Below are 14638 nucleotides of genomic sequence, written 5' to 3' on the forward strand. Positions count from 1 at the left end.
CCTGATTACAAAATGATCTTGTATCCATTCAGCTCTTTTTTAAAGGGCTCCACTTGCGGCGAAACAGTGTACAGAGCGGGCTGCTCTTCCACGGGAGCACCCGGCTTCCAGTACTTTGAAAATGTATTTCGCATCTCGTCATACTCTTTGGCCTCACTTGGCAACGCGAATGGAACCGGAATCAGACCGAATCCAGATTCCGCCATATACTTCTTTACATGGGGCGGGAGAATAATAAACATCGTCCCCCATTCGGCCCTTTGGGCGAAGTCCACCATCGTGGAGAGAAGCATGCGAAAAATATATCGTTTGTGCAGTTGAAGGATTTTGAACATAGTCGCATTCGGATCCTTGGGAAACATATCCAGGATGGGATGGAAGGAAAAGCGGACAAATTCTACCGCCTTCTCCCTCCTCTCTACCCCTTCAAATAAGTCGTAGCAATCAAGCTCTGATCCCACGACTGCCCGGGCCGTGGCCAAAACAACAGAGTCATTTCCCAAATCCTGTTGGACAGTAAAAACTTGCGACTTGTCATCTACTTCGTAACCGATCGGAACATATTGCGTAGGATCGCTCAGATACCGGTAGTTGTAACTGAAGCTGATAATATCCTGCACCTGTGACCACGCCGACGCATCTGCCTGTGTCGGACTTGCCCAGTAATACAGGCGGCTGTTCAGGACATCGTCCGGCCTCTCCATCAATGGTTTTGACAGTGAGTGGTAGAGCTGATTCAGCTGGACGGAAGCGAACGAATCGGGATGCTGAAATCGTTTTAGGGGAAACACGGAGTAAGGACTGGTACGTAGAGGCACATGCTTGGCGGTTACAGAGAATGAATGTGGCGTTGGCATTGTGACAACTTCCTCCTGTCATCTTCCCTGCCAGACGACGGGTTCGGAAGGCGTGATGGGATAGCTCGCGTCTGTCGCATGGGAATAATTACCTGATTACATGGTTCTACAGAAATTTCCGTTTTCCTCCAAATCTATCTACGATTTTCCAAACGATGTTTTTCATCGTTATGGGCAAGCTACGAATGAGCGAAAACCGCAGGCAAAAAGGGGGAACTTCCTTGATCAGCGCAACGAAACCTTTCGTGAAATTTCACCGTTATGACCAGGAGCTGGCCTCCGATATACAGGCTCTGAATGCTTCCGGCTATCACAAGGACGATATCTGGGTACTCAAATGGAATCCGGACAAAAATCACTCCAATCAGCGTGACAATTACTACAAGTACAGTACTCATTTTGAGAGCGCAGTTGGAAATATTGACAGCAAGGCTCACTTTTTCGACAATGGCGGGGAAGAATTGCGGACACGTCTCGAAAAGCTGGGTTTGACAAAGGATGAGGCTTCCGCGCTAGTTCGGGAATTGCAAGAGACCGATTACACCTGCCTGCTGGTCGTTCGCGATCTGAAGGACAACATCATCAAAATGAACGATTAGATCGAGTAGGAGGGGGCGACTAACCCCCGTCCTCTCACACCACCGTACGTACCGTTCGGTATACGGCGGTTCACCAAGCTTGACGAATTTGAGAATATCGTTGCACTAAGCTTTTCAGCCCTTGTTGTTGCCAGTAGGCAATGCCGAGGGCTTTGTGTATATGCGGAGATTTTGTGGTACGCCATGCACCCTTGCGGGTATTTGCAATTTCAATGGCTTTTACGTGAGATATGCCAAGAGAACGAAGTTCTCGATATCTGGTTCTCACGCGTTTCCACTGCATCCACAAACAAAGACGGAGCCTGCGCCTTGTCCATTCCTCAATGGATTGTAGAATGCCCTTCGCGTCTGCAAGGGCGAAATATCCAATCCAGCCCATGAGGTACTGATTTATTCTTTCAATCCGCTTCTCCATCGAGATGCTCCACACCGGATTCGTGATCGTGCGGATTTTCTCTTTTAGCTTGAGGAGGGATTTGGGGTGGATGCGAATCCTTGTCTGTTTTGCAAAGGTAAAACTAAAGCCCAAGAATTTTCGTTTCCATGGTCGGTCTATCGCGCTTTTCTCCTCATTTACTTTTAGCCTTAGTACCTTCTCCAAGTGGTTTTGAATACTCTTCTTTACTCGTTCCCCTGCCCGTTTTGTTTTCACGTAGATATTACAATCGTCTGCGTAGCGGCAGAAACGGTGGCCTCTCTTTTCGAGTTCCTTGTCCAAATCATCAAGTAGGATATTTGCCAAAAGTGGGCTTAACGGCCCACCTTGCGGTGTTCCTTCACTTGATGTTGTACAGACGCCATTTATCATGATCCCCGCATTCAAGTAGGAACGAATCAGTCTTAAAATTCTCTTGTCCTGAACTTTTCGAGCCACACGGCTCATTAGAATATCATGATTTACGCGATCAAAGAATTTCTCTAGATCGATGTCCACCACGAAACGATATCCTTCGGAGATATACGCTTGCGCTTTCCTTACTGCCATGTGAGCGCTACGTTTTGGACGGAACCCATAGCTAGATTCCGAGAAGGTGGGGTCGAAGATCGGCGTTAACACTTGGAGGATGGCCTGCTGAATAAAGCGGTCTACCACGGTGGGAATGCCTAATAACCTTACACCACCGTCAGGTTTCGGGATTTCGACTCTGCGAACAGGTGAAGGTCTATAGGTTCCCCTTTCCATCTTCTCGCGGATGGCTTGCCAGTGTTCACGTAGATAATCGCGTAGTTGTTCGGTTGAAACACCATCGACTCCACCGACACCTTTGTTTTCCTCCACTCGTTGGAGTGCCATCCGTAAGTTTTCCCGTGATAAGACTTTTTCCAGCAAATCCATAATGATGTTCCTTCCTTCGCACATGCGGACTCCGTGCTTGCTGTACGATACTCAGCCCTCTTTTGTACCCTCGGGGCTTCACCCCTGCTCTTCAAAAGTAGTTCCTTGACAGAATTCTGCTTCGACGTACCGTATCAAAAGACATGGATCGCATGCTGACTTGATGTTCGGCCCTTCCCCATTCAAGCGTCCTCTACTCGGGTACTATGGCCTCTGCTGACTTCTGCATGTTCAGCGTCTCCTTACGGAGACGGTTACCAACAGTTGAAGGCGTTTCATGCAGACCTCCCCAGGTAAGAACGATAACTTTCATCCCATGTACCTGCCCAAGTTTACTACTGTATCCCTTGGCTGTATGGGGCTTTGTCTTGTTTGGCAGACTCGCCCGGATACAACAGCCTCAAATTGGGTTCGTGTACCTCAGGTCGGGATTTTGCCGCCGGCTTCCTTCAGATTCGACCTCGCGGTCGACACCCTTGCCTTGAGCTAACGGTTGGTACAGCCAACCCCCGTTCGGGACTTTCACCCTATAGCTATCGCCCATGCTGGGCGCACCAACAAAAAGACCGCTGCTCGTATATGCAGCGGTCTTTTTGTACATTTCTTTCTTATTCGTTCTCGATCAATTCGATGCCTTCAAGCACTTCGTTCAGCTTATTGTAAACGGCATCTTCCTCGTTTTCTTCCAGCGGTACCATTTCGCCACCGTCTATTTGAAATACGAAAATGTCAACTTCCTCTTCCAAATCCTCGTCGCTATCCTCGTCTTCGACAGCTTCTGTAAGGGCTACGTACTCTTTCCCGTTCAATTCGAACATTGCGATGACTTCGAAATCGCCCAAAGGCTCTCCGTTTTCGTCGTCAAGCGTGATGACGTCACCCAGTTCCAGGTCTTTTTCCTCAGCGGTCAATGTGTTCACGTCCTTATTGATGAAATTGGCTACTTCCTTCCCATCATACCGGTTTTTTCCTCAGGAAGCAAATAAGCTTAGACAACAGGCAGCCTCACCTCAAACGTGCTTCCTTCCCGTTCCTTGCTCTTGACCGTGATTTTTCCGCCCAGGCTGTTGATAATTTTATAGCTGACCATCAGACCCAGCCCCGTTCCTTTTTCCTTCGTCGTAAAAAAGGGCTCGCCAAGCTTTGGCAATCGATCCTCCGGTATGCCACAGCCGTGATCGCGGAAACGGACCACTACAACATTGTCCTCGCGCTCCACCTCTACATGCACCTCTCCACCGTCAGGCATCGCCTCGATCGCGTTTTTCAACAGATTGAGAAATACTTGCTTCAACTGATTTTCTTCGCAGCGAACCGGGGGCAGGTCTGCATCATATTTCGTGACAATTTGTACATCGTGCATAATCGCGTGCGTTTCCGCGAGCAGGATGATCTGCTCCAGCATGGGACGGATGTCATGGAGATTAAAGACAACGTTGTGAGGTTTGGCCAAGACGAGAAACTCGCTCACGATATGCTCAATCCGGTTTAGCTCAGAGAGCATGATGTCGTAGTATTTCGGCTTGTCTTCATAGCGGGATTGCAATAGGTGGAGGAAGCCTTTCAACGAGGTAAGCGGATTGCGAATCTCATGAGCGACACCGGCAGCGAGTTGCCCGATAATGGAGAGCATCTCCGACTTTCGCAGCATTTCCTCGGCCTGTTTTCTTTCGGTTACATCAAGCAAAATGCCGATCACTGCCGGAAGCCCTTTGTACACCGTTGTTTTTTGCAGCACTTCCAGCTCAACTGTGCTCCCATCCTTTCGCAATCCGCGAAAGGGATAACGCATTGAGTGGCTGGTATTCTCGTGGCTGTTTGTTTTTTCATCGGCTGTTTCTACTGGCAGGATGACTTCGTCCATTCCCAGCTTCATCAGCTCTTCCTGAGTATACCCAAACATATCCGCCATATACGGATTTACGTAGACAAAGCCGGGTTCGTTCACATAGGCGATGTATACGCCCACCAGCGTGTCTTCTACAAGACTGCGGTACAGTTCTTCCGTTTCTTTCAATTCTCGTTCCATTTGCTTTCGCTCAGTAATCTCTGTAAGCGAACCAACTACTTCTACGACGTCGCCAGAATCCGTAATCGGCGCCAATGTCGTTGTAAATATCCGATCGCCGATCGAGGCTTCGTATTCGACAATTTGACCTGCATAAGCCCGTTCATACAAAGGGAGTATTTTTTCCTCGTTACAGGTCAACAAGATCTCTTGCAGCTTTTTTTGGCCGATTGATTCAGTCGTTAGCCCAAAATCCCTGGCCAGCTTACCTTCTGACAACGTAAAAATGAAAGACCCATCTTCGCCGCGCTTGTACTTGAAAATCAGATTATGTACATTTTGTATGGTCCGGCGCAGTTCATCCCGATACAGATCGATCGCCTGCTTTCCATCCCTCTCTTGCGCTTGCAACCGGAAAGCACTCCTTTATAACAATGTTCAGATGGGTCATGTATTCGCCATTTTTTTCCTGTATCCTCTTTTTTTTTCCGAAAAAGAAAGGCAGCCTACTCAAAGCAGGCTGCCCTATTGCTATTCTTTCACTTCTTGAATGACTCCTTTTTCCATCAAAAACGCTTCTTCTGCTTGAAGGATCATAATGATCGCATCCCGCTGCACGTACTTCCCGGCCTCGGCCAGGCGGCGTTCCACGAAGCGGAGCATTTCTTCAAAATCGATAATCTGAATGTCCTGATCACTCACCGCGTATTCCCCCTTTTTCTATGAACCTATTGTACATGAATGTTCTACTTCTTCCAACTCCACCATTTTCGCCGGATCGGCCTCAAGAGATATGCGCTCCACAAGACAAGCAAAATGCTCAGTACCAAATAGAAGCACGAAAAAAACAGCCAAGGGGTGAAATCGAAGCGAATAGTAGGCAGTACTGTCTCGCCCAGTATGGCGAACAGCACGATCACCGGATTGATCCCGGCAAGGTATTGAAGCTCCGGCCTGCCCCACACTTCCTGCTGGAGCGACCGATCAGGGGTCAGTTGAATCAGAATCTCTCCGAGAAAGAGGAAGAGCAGACCAGTTACCACGACAAAAAAGAATGCAATGCCGTACGCGATGATCGTGCTGACTGCCGTCCGCTTGATCCAGGTGGAACAAAAAAGCCCGAGCGATCCGAGGAACATGATGTTTACACCGAAGAACAGAGCCAGTGTCAGGAGCTGTTCCGGGGATACGCTGCCGTACAGCATGACGATACTGTACAGAGGCATGGATGCAATCACGAGCAAGGATGTGAAGGCAAGCGAAGTAAACAGCTTGCTCCAAATAATCGTCCTCGGCGACAGTTGAGTGGTCAGCAGGATGTTCAGTGTCTGCCGCTCTCTCTCGCCGCTTACCGCGCCCGCCGTCAAGGCCGGCGCCACGAAGCAGATCATGGCGTAGTGAAGGGCTGCCGAGATGACGAACAGGTCTTTGTTTTGCCCGAGGCTTCCGGCTTTGATCGGATTGACGATCAAAAAGCCAAGCGGAATCCCTCCCATGATCAACAAAAACAGTGCCAATGTCCAAACTGTTTTTTTGGAGCGAAAACGTTCACGCAGCTCTTTGACGATGATCGGATTTAATGATGACGACTTCATCTTCCCGCCACTCCTTCCGTGATGGCGAGGAAGACAGCCTCCAGATTCTCACTGGACTCACCGAAGTACGACACGGCTACCTCTGCCTCGATCAGTTTTTGCAGCAGCTCCGCTTTCTGATGGTCGCTTCCGATGAAACGAAACCGAAAACCGTCCATGTTTTCCTCCAAATCTTCCACAAACATGTTTTCGGCCAAGATAAGCGCTGCCCGATGGTGATTTCTGAGTGTTTTCACCATCATCAGTGTCACTCCGCGCGCCCGAATGCTCACTTCATCCAATCCGCCGCAAGCGATTAATCGGCCTTTTTCGATAATTCCGATGTCATCACAAAGCTCAGCCAGCTCTGGCAGAATGTGCGAGCTGATCAGGATCGTTTTCCCCATACAGCGTAGCTGCTTTAAAATTTCCCTGAGCTCGATTCGCGCCCGGGGGTCCAGACCGGATGCCGGCTCATCCAGAATCAGCACCTGCGGGTCATGGATCAGGCATCGAGCCAGACTGAGCCGCTGCTGCATTCCGCGGGACAGAGAGTCAACATAGGCTTCCGCTTTGTCCGACAAATTCACCAGCTCCAGCAGGTCTGCGATCAGCGAGCTTCTTTTTTGCGGAGCTATTTTGAAGGCACCTGCGTAAAAATCAAGGTACTCGACAGCTGTCAAATTGTCATACACGCCAAAAAAGTCGGGCATGTAGCCGAGTGACTGGCGGACCTCAGCCGGTTCCTTCCGCACATCGTAACCGCAGACGAACGCCTCGCCTTCGGTTGGCTCCAGCAATGTCGAAAGGATCATCATCGTCGTGGATTTCCCCGCCCCATTTGGGCCAATAAACCCGAATACCTTTCCTTGCTCGATCCGTAGCTGGAGATCGATGAGTGCTTGCACCTTGCCATAGCTCTTGCTTAGGTGAATGGTCTCAATCATTTTGCTTGCGCTCCTTTCCCTCCACCTGGAAATACGGCATCGGCAATGCCAGGCGTTGCTCTCCCGGATTTGAGAAGCGGATCAGAATCGATCCATCGGGGGTAAGGTACTCACGAAGCTCCTTCTCAAGCATAAGCCGTTTATCCCTTGGCAGCGGCATCCACTTGCCGCTCTTTTGATGGAAGACCTCTTTTTCGAAGGGACGAAACATGCTGTGGTCGAGAGGCACGGTCAATTGAACCGCTGTCTGCAGGGCCTCGCCCAATTGCAGGGCAAAGGTTGCACTGCCTTTGGACAGCTCCCAGAGACCATCACTGTTGGAATCGAAATCGCCTTTTACTTCGTGGATATCGACACGCAGCATCCCGAATGGATATGTGATGTAGCCATTTGCATCCGGTTCGAGCTGAACATTTTGCGCGATGACATTCCAGTGATGGTCCCGATGGGGAAGCTTCAGCGTGAAAGGAGAAAGCGGCTCCTGATTGATACCCTTGATTCGGATCGTGTTGCCACTGCCATATGCCAGGACATCATCCTGCATGCGGCGAACGCGTTGTTCCGGCGTCTCTTCACCCTCGGAAAATGTTTGACGAGGAATGTACAGAGACTCCAGCTTTACATCGATATTCTTTCCCTCCCCCTTTTTCAGGCTTCCTATCGGGATGCGCTGAAACCCAACCTCCAGATACGTTTGTTCAAGCGAAAACACGGTATCGTTTTTGATGCTGCCCGTGATGCGGTCTCCTGTTACCCGGAGATGGGTCTCGATTTGTCCTGTATCGCGCAGCATGCTGAATCCTACCGTTTGCCGGGGGGTCAGATACGGGACATTCTGAAACGTCAGAATGCTGTCACCACTGTTTTTCCCTTCCGCGACCATCCCTTCCGGCTCGTAATCATTTCGTCCGACAGACAGCGGTACCGCCACGGTTCCCGGTTTGGTATCGACGTCAAAATTCCCGCCGCTTACGACCAGGAAAGAAGAAGCGGTCATCGCCTCCGCCGCCTCTTTATCCAGCAAACGAACCTTTGTCACGGCATAGCTGACGTCTTCCGATACGACCATAGGCTTGCCCAGATAAAATATCCCTGTACTGAGCAAGACAGCCGCCCCTGGAATGATGGCCCAGGCCCATTGTCGTTTTTCTTTGCGTTTCAAGAACCAATACAAAACGGGAGCGACGATGAGCACATACAGCACCCATAATCCGGCCATCATGACCGGGTCAGGCGTTCTTACCTGCGGAATCTGTCTGCTCAGTTCCAAAGACGGACGCCCAAGCTGGTCAAAGTACATATTATTTGACAAGGTGTTCTGAATGCCGTGTTGTTGAAAGACGTTTTGCCAGAGCTGTGCGTTGTATTGCCAAGATGCCAACGGTTCTTGTGAAACATCGTAATTGACAAACAGAAATAACCCTTCGCCCATTTTCCGAGAGACGAATAAAGGCTGACGCTCATCGTAAACAGGGATGTCAAGAGAAGGTATGATTTTTTCCGAAAGGTATGGACGGAGACCTTCCGTTGCTGATATTTTTCCATGCTCGTGTGATTTCAAGGAAAGGAGGTCCGAGAATCTCTCCGATACCCTCGGTTGATCCGGTCCTGCCGAAAAAATGAGAACCCCGCCTTGCTTGACCCAGAGTTTGATCGCCTCTACTTGCTTGTCTCCAAGGGCCGAAACGTCATTTCCACCTAGCGCCAAAATATCCAGGTTGTTATATTGCCACGGCACCTCAGGCATCAGCTCGGGTGACAAATTGTGGACGATATAAGGCGCCCTGACACCGGGACCAGGTTGGTTCATTGCCAAAAAGTGAAAGGCGCTGTCGCCGGAGTGCAACACGCCTATGATGATACCGTCTCTGGGGTAGGGCAATCGTACTTTTTCACTTTTCACCGTCCTGCCATTCTCGACCAGGTGCAGCTTCCAGTCGTTCATCATCATTTCGGCCGGGAGATCGAAAAAAATCTGTTTCTTCTCTCCCTCTTGCAAGGTCAAGGGCTGTTTCAGTATGACCTTGCGGCTTTGCTGCCTGTAAGGATCTTTTCGCAATTCTACCGTCCCGGAAAAAGGCTTGTCTCTGCTTGTTACCGCTACCTCCAGCCTCATCCAGGAATCGTATTTGACAATGCCATCAAGAGGGACATTAACGGTTATCTCGTAGTTCCCTTCTGCAGCTGCGGGTGCAGCTGCTGCCCCCAGACAAAGCACTATCAAAGCGAGCAGCCATTTCCATTTCATGCCTCTATCCTCCGCTCGTCATCGTGACGCAATTGAAATTATGGTCTTCGTCTCACCCTTTTGCTTTTGAGTCAAAAGCAGGTGGTTGCGGTCGCTGGACCACTGAGCCTTGACCAATGCGCCATCCCCTAATCTTCGAATGGGAACAATCCGTATCTCAGGCGGGTCTTGACTCATCTGGGCTTGCTTCATTTTTCCGTCCGGTGTGGTAAATGTAAGGCTGTCGTCATTATTCCATGATGGCCATACGCCTGCCTCCAGCTTTGTGACCGCCCCCGACCGTACTTCCATAACGTGGACGGTGTCCTGTTTTACAAAAGCCAATAACCTTCCGTCAGGCGACCACTCCGGCTGCGTTCCCTCGACCAGCTTCCAGTCTTGCATGGCTACGGTGCTGCTGACCCAAATCTCCTCGGTTCCATCGCTCGTCTGCCGCGTATAGGCGATGCTTTCATCGTATTGCGACCAGCTTGGAGCTCCGAGTACAACGCCTTTTTCTTCTTTCAGGAGCCGTTTGCTCGAAGGACGATTCTCATCTGCCAAGCTGACAATCCACAAACGCGAAAACTCTTCTGCCTGTTCCACAACAGCCAGTTGTTTTCCGCGATTTGACCAGGCTACTGCCGTATACTCACCGCCGCCATCGGAAAGGACAAGGGTCCCTTGTGACTGCGAATGATCCGGCTCTCTTGTCTTGACAACCCTCTTGTCTTCCACGTAGGCAACAACGGTACCATCCGCATTCAGGTCAACCAGCGGCTCCGTCCCATCGGTGGCGAGCGTCATCACCGAGTAGTGACGCACCGACGGAGTATTGTCTCCCCACATACCGAAGCATACAGCAAGAAGCAGCAACAGAAGGCCGCCGCTTGTCACCAGCAGCAGACGGCGGGCTTTGCCGCTTTTCTGGCTCGTCTGCGCTCGTTTCCGTTCCTGCTCTAGCTCTTGTATCCGTTGAAGCAATTGCTTTTTCAACTTTTCTTTGAGCATATAGTTAACCGGTACTGCCCGTCTAAGTTCCTGAAGGTGGGAGAGAAGCTGTGCAATGGTACCTTCGTCATAACCGTCGTTGGGGAAGCGCTCTTGGTCTCTCATTGGTTGTCTCCCCTTTCGTACATCCTCTGGAGCTGATGCAAAGCCCGATAGGAGATCATTTTTACGCTTGATTCCGTTTTCCCCAACACTTCTGCCACTTGGCTGATTTTCAAGTCGGCAAAATAGCGCAGCGTCAGCACATCCCGCTGGTCCTGCGTCAATAATTCCAGACGGTCCCGAAGCATGCGAATATCTTCATTCAACAGTGTCAACCGCTCCGGCTGCCACGTCTCATCTGCTTCCGCTCCCACAAACATTTCCTGATCCACCGGCACTTCCCTGTTTTTTCGCATAAAATCGACATACGTGTTGTGGGCAATCCGAAAAATCCAGGATGCAAAGGGACTGGTTCTGCTGTATTGTTCAAATTTTTCTAGCGCTTTTAAAAAGACCGTCGTGGTCAAGTCATCCGCGTCCCAAGAATTCCGGACTCGGCAGCGAAGATAGCGGTTTACCCGGTCAAAGTACTCATCGTACAGTTCGCTAAAATCGCGCGCTTCAAAATATTGATTTGATGACTCGGTGGACGGCCCTTCCGATCGCTTAATCGCCATCTCCATACTGTTCGTCACCCGCTGCAAGACGAATCTTGGGTACAAAATTGGGTACAAAAAATCGACATTGCAGGAGCTTTCCCCCTTTTGGACTACATCAAAGTACTACGTTTCAAATGGGTAAAATGTTACAGGATTTGGCGAAAAAAATTGTTAAAAAAGGTAAGGTGTTGGAAAATCATGTCAACAATGCCCGATTAAGCTCTTCCATGATATCTTCTGCCGCCTCAATCCCTACCGACAAACGGACCAGCCCCATGGTGATTCCGCTTGCGGAACGCTGCTCCTCTGACAAGGCCCGATGCGAGGTCGTTACTGGATGAGAGACACTTGTCTCCACGCCAGCCAGCGAAGGAGCGAGCTTGATCCAACGCAAGGAACGATAAAAATCGTACACCCGGCTCTCATTGGCAAGCGTAAATGAAACCATCGCCCCCTGCTTTGGACGGACGAAGAAGGCGGTGTGTTCCGCGTCCGGGTAAAACGTCTCTTTTACAGCCGGATGGTCCTTGAGAAATTGAGCGACCCTGCTGGCATTGTCACATTGTTTTTCCATGCGAAGCGCCAATGTTTTGAGTCCCCGCGCGGTCAGCCAGGCTTCAAACGGACTGAGAGACGCCCCGTAGTTGACTATCACTTGTCGGGCACGCTCAATCAGTTCTTTCGACCCGACCAGAACACCAGCCGTTACATCGCTGTGACCCCCAATGTATTTGGTTGCCGAGTGCACTACCAGATCAGCTCCGAAGAGCGTTGGCTGCACCAGATAGGGGGTCGCGAACGTATTGTCGACCATGACCGTCAGACCGTAGCTTTTTGCTTGCTGAATCCAATAGGGCATATCGACAACCGTCAGCAAAGGATTCGTGATCGTTTCCATGAAAAACAGCTTGGTGTTGGAACGGATATGCTTGTCGAGCGAATCAAGACGATTCAGATCAATGCCCTCCGCAGATATTCCGAGTTTGGCCAATTCGTGAAACAGCAGATGATAAGTGCCTCCGTAAATCTCATGAGAGGCAAGCACATGGTCCCCCGGTCCCAGGACAGAAAGCAGACCAGCCATAATCGCTCCCATTCCAGAAGCAGCACTGACTCCCGCTTCTGCCTCCTCCAGGCGGGCCACAGTATCCGCCAGCTCATGCTGGTTCGGGTTTCCATTTCGTGTATACAAGAACTCCCCTTCTCCGGCATAATATCGCTCAACATCCTCCAGACTCGAGAAAGCGAAAACAGACGTCTGGTAGATGGGAGTAGCTTTCCCTTTTACCTGTCTCAGCGGTTCGTGTCCAATATGTACGGTTTTGGTTTCAAAGCGGTCTGCCACGCTAACCCCTCCAATGTCACATTTCCTAACATTATATCATGTGCCTACCTCTGTCGATCAAGTGACGATCCTTCAACGTTGCGCAGGTTTAGTCCTGCGAGCGAATGGGTATATAGTCCCTGTACACCAAGAAGCAAGGAGAGAACAATACATGGCTAAGATTTTAGTGGTTGACGACGCAGCGTTTATGAGGAAGCAACTGACTGATATTTTGCAAAAGGGCGGGCACGAGGTCATCGGACAAGCCGAGAATGGTCAGGAAGCCATTGAAAAATATAACCAATTGAGACCGGATTTGGTGACGATGGATATTACCATGCCGGTAATGGAAGGCATTGACGCTGTAAAGGGAATCAAGCAGATTGATCCGGGAGCAAAAGTGATCATGTGCTCCGCGATGGGTCAGCAGCACATGGTCGTCGCTGCGATTCAGGCAGGGGCAAAAGACTTTGTCGTAAAGCCATTTCATCCTGACAGGGTTCATGAAGCGATAAAAAAAGTGATCGGCTAGCATGCTCTATCCTCTCTTGCACGAGAGGATTTCAGGTTGCAGACAAACTCCCTCGCTGAACGAACAGCAGAGGGAGTTTGTTTAATAATTTGATGAAAATACCGAAGGTGTTTTGATCGTTCACCTTTTGGCGACCTGATTTCCATAGCCAGGTCGCCATTTTTTTCAAGTTCATGGCAGCGAAAACAAGCATCGCCTGCATCGTGACCTTCTCCAGTCCTCGTAAGGTCGTCCAACGCATGCCATGCTTTTCCTTCATATCAGCGAATACACGTTCAATCGTTTCTTTCCGTTTGCTATAGATTTGTTTGTTTTCCTCGGTATGCCGGAGGTGGTCTACCTCTTCGAGGTAATCAGCCCAGATGTGGCGACTCACTCTCTTTGTGTAGTCTTTACTTTCCGTGCATTGTTTCAAGAACGGACAACTTCGGCAAACTTGAGAATTTGATCGATAGATACGGTACCCATCCTTGTTTGTTGTCTCATATGTTAAGATTTGCTCGTTCGGGCAGATGTAGCAGTCGAAATATTCATCATACACATATTCGTGCTTTTTAAAAAAACCTTCTTTGGTGCGTGGTCTTGTGTAGGGCATAACGGGGCGAATCTGGTCATCAAGGAGTGTTTTACTGATGTAAGGCGTCTTGTATCCCGAGTCCACTGCCACAGCTTGAGGCTGTGCAAACGTCTTTCGCACTTGATTCAAAACATCCTCAAAAACCTGACTGTCATGCACATTGCCTGGCGTTACCTTGGCACCAAGCACAAATCCATTTCGATCACATGCTGTATGAAAACTATAAGCAAATACACGTTCCTTTTCCCCTTTTACAAACAATCCGCAATCCGGGTCAGTTGTGCTGACTTTCACCTCCTTCTTCGAAGTTTCTGTCTTTTTTTCAAGGGGCTTCTTTCCATGTGCAATACGATCCTGATTGATTTCTTCGTCCAGCAGCTCTTGATATTTCTTCGCTTGTTCTTCAACGATTTCTTTCACGTATTTATGCTTATTCGCACTGGCTTTTACATGCGTAGCATCAATGAAAAGCACATCAGGCTTCACGAATCCATGATGAACCGCCTCCTCCAATATTCGAAGGAAGATCGACTCGAAGAGTTGAGTATCCCGAAAACGGCGAACATAGTTCTTGCCTAGGGTCGTGAAATGGGGAATGGGCTGACTGAAATCATAGCCAATAAACCACCGATAGGCAACATTGGTTTCGATCTCTTTAATCGTTTGTCGCATGGAACGAATTCCAAAAATATATTGGATGAAAGCAATTTTAACTAAGACTACAGGGTCAACACTGGGTCTGCCATTGTCATGACAGTAGAGGCTTTCCACCAAGTCATAGATGAACGAAAAGTCGATTGCATTTTCAATTTTTCTTACGAGATGATCTTCTGGCACCAACTCATCTAGCGAGAATGCAGATATCTGATAACGCCCTTCGGCCTCTTGCTTATTAAGCATAATGCCACCTCTAAAAAATAACTTTTGAAAACGTAACATGTTCTATATTCAACAAAAAAGCCTGCAGACCCTGTTCCTTACGGAACTTTGTCTACAGGCTGCTAT

At 49.4% G+C, this 14638-nt stretch carries 14 protein-coding genes; 2 read left to right on the top strand and 12 right to left on the bottom strand.

Annotated elements, in window-relative coordinates; all coding sequences use genetic code 11:
• Positions 1–5 precede the first annotated feature (5 nt).
• On the bottom strand, positions 6–857 hold the full coding sequence (locus tag NSQ24_RS14910; RefSeq protein ID WP_339166125.1) for a hypothetical protein: 852 nt from the start codon (positions 855–857) through the stop codon (positions 6–8).
• 221 nt (positions 858–1078) lie between these two features.
• Between NSQ24_RS14910 and NSQ24_RS14915 the strand changes: the two genes are divergently transcribed.
• Positions 1079–1456, top strand: coding sequence for a general stress protein (locus NSQ24_RS14915; RefSeq protein WP_003385674.1), 378 nt, complete (start codon positions 1079–1081; stop codon positions 1454–1456).
• Between the two features lie 70 nt (positions 1457–1526).
• Here NSQ24_RS14915 and ltrA read toward each other — a convergent pair whose 3' ends face one another.
• The 10 genes from ltrA to NSQ24_RS14965 form a co-directional block, all read right to left on the bottom strand.
• Entirely contained in the window at positions 1527–2792 is a 1266-nt protein-coding gene (gene ltrA, locus NSQ24_RS14920) for a group II intron reverse transcriptase/maturase (protein ID WP_024985202.1), read from the bottom strand.
• A gap of 608 nt (positions 2793–3400) precedes the next feature.
• Positions 3401–3703 (bottom strand): DUF1292 domain-containing protein, encoded by a 303-nt coding sequence (locus NSQ24_RS14925; protein WP_003385675.1) that lies wholly within the window; start codon positions 3701–3703, stop codon positions 3401–3403.
• Positions 3704–3780: 77 nt separating this feature from the next.
• Complete coding sequence (locus tag NSQ24_RS14930; protein WP_039070988.1) at positions 3781–5211, bottom strand: ATP-binding protein; 1431 nt, start codon at positions 5209–5211, stop codon at positions 3781–3783.
• 120 nt (positions 5212–5331) lie between these two features.
• Entirely contained in the window at positions 5332–5502 is a 171-nt protein-coding gene (locus NSQ24_RS14935) for a hypothetical protein (protein WP_003385677.1), read from the bottom strand.
• 44 nt (positions 5503–5546) lie between these two features.
• Entirely contained in the window at positions 5547–6395 is an 849-nt protein-coding gene (locus tag NSQ24_RS14940) for an ABC transporter permease subunit (protein WP_035979656.1), read from the bottom strand.
• Positions 6392–7321, bottom strand: coding sequence for an ABC transporter ATP-binding protein (locus NSQ24_RS14945; RefSeq protein WP_338463445.1), 930 nt, complete (start codon positions 7319–7321; stop codon positions 6392–6394). Before NSQ24_RS14945 ends, NSQ24_RS14940 begins: the two co-directional genes overlap by 4 nt.
• Positions 7314–9569, bottom strand: a complete 2256-nt coding sequence (locus tag NSQ24_RS14950) for a hypothetical protein (protein WP_031932870.1) — start codon at positions 9567–9569, stop codon at positions 7314–7316. The genes NSQ24_RS14945 and NSQ24_RS14950 overlap by 8 nt, the downstream gene beginning before the upstream one ends.
• Before the next feature lie 18 nt (positions 9570–9587).
• Positions 9588–10664, bottom strand: a complete 1077-nt coding sequence (locus tag NSQ24_RS14955) for a PD40 domain-containing protein (protein WP_003385683.1) — start codon at positions 10662–10664, stop codon at positions 9588–9590.
• Positions 10661–11224 (bottom strand): sigma-70 family RNA polymerase sigma factor, encoded by a 564-nt coding sequence (locus tag NSQ24_RS14960; protein ID WP_003385684.1) that lies wholly within the window; start codon positions 11222–11224, stop codon positions 10661–10663. The genes NSQ24_RS14955 and NSQ24_RS14960 overlap by 4 nt, the downstream gene beginning before the upstream one ends.
• Before the next feature lie 172 nt (positions 11225–11396).
• Positions 11397–12545, bottom strand: coding sequence for a PLP-dependent aspartate aminotransferase family protein (locus tag NSQ24_RS14965; protein WP_227277619.1), 1149 nt, complete (start codon positions 12543–12545; stop codon positions 11397–11399).
• Positions 12546–12696: 151 nt separating this feature from the next.
• Here NSQ24_RS14965 and NSQ24_RS14970 point away from each other — a divergent pair, with 151 nt between their 5' ends.
• Positions 12697–13056: a response regulator gene (locus tag NSQ24_RS14970; RefSeq protein WP_122958329.1), complete on the top strand. Its 360-nt coding sequence runs from the start codon at positions 12697–12699 to the stop codon at positions 13054–13056.
• 31 nt (positions 13057–13087) lie between these two features.
• On the opposite strand, the gene NSQ24_RS14975 is transcribed toward NSQ24_RS14970, so the two are convergent.
• Positions 13088–14533, bottom strand: a complete 1446-nt coding sequence (locus NSQ24_RS14975) for an IS1182 family transposase (protein WP_024985259.1) — start codon at positions 14531–14533, stop codon at positions 13088–13090.
• Positions 14534–14638 lie beyond the last annotated feature (105 nt).

It is taken from the genome of Brevibacillus sp. FSL L8-0520, from assembly GCF_037963895.1.
Lineage (GTDB): Bacteria > Bacillota > Bacilli > Brevibacillales > Brevibacillaceae > Brevibacillus > Brevibacillus borstelensis.

Coding starts and splice junctions, on each gene's coding strand:
- NSQ24_RS14910 (WP_339166125.1), bottom strand. CDS start 857: ATGCCAACGCCACATTCATTCTCTGTAACCGCCAAGCATGTGCCTCTA.
- ltrA (WP_024985202.1), bottom strand. CDS start 2,792: ATGGATTTGCTGGAAAAAGTCTTATCACGGGAAAACTTACGGATGGCA.
- NSQ24_RS14940 (WP_035979656.1), bottom strand. CDS start 6,395: ATGAAGTCGTCATCATTAAATCCGATCATCGTCAAAGAGCTGCGTGAA.
- NSQ24_RS14945 (WP_338463445.1), bottom strand. CDS start 7,321: ATGATTGAGACCATTCACCTAAGCAAGAGCTATGGCAAGGTGCAAGCA.
- NSQ24_RS14950 (WP_031932870.1), bottom strand. CDS start 9,569: ATGAAATGGAAATGGCTGCTCGCTTTGATAGTGCTTTGTCTGGGGGCA.
- NSQ24_RS14955 (WP_003385683.1), bottom strand. CDS start 10,664: ATGAGAGACCAAGAGCGCTTCCCCAACGACGGTTATGACGAAGGTACC.
- NSQ24_RS14960 (WP_003385684.1), bottom strand. CDS start 11,224: ATGGAGATGGCGATTAAGCGATCGGAAGGGCCGTCCACCGAGTCATCA.
- NSQ24_RS14970 (WP_122958329.1), top strand. CDS start 12,697: ATGGCTAAGATTTTAGTGGTTGACGACGCAGCGTTTATGAGGAAGCAA.
- NSQ24_RS14975 (WP_024985259.1), bottom strand. CDS start 14,533: ATGCTTAATAAGCAAGAGGCCGAAGGGCGTTATCAGATATCTGCATTC.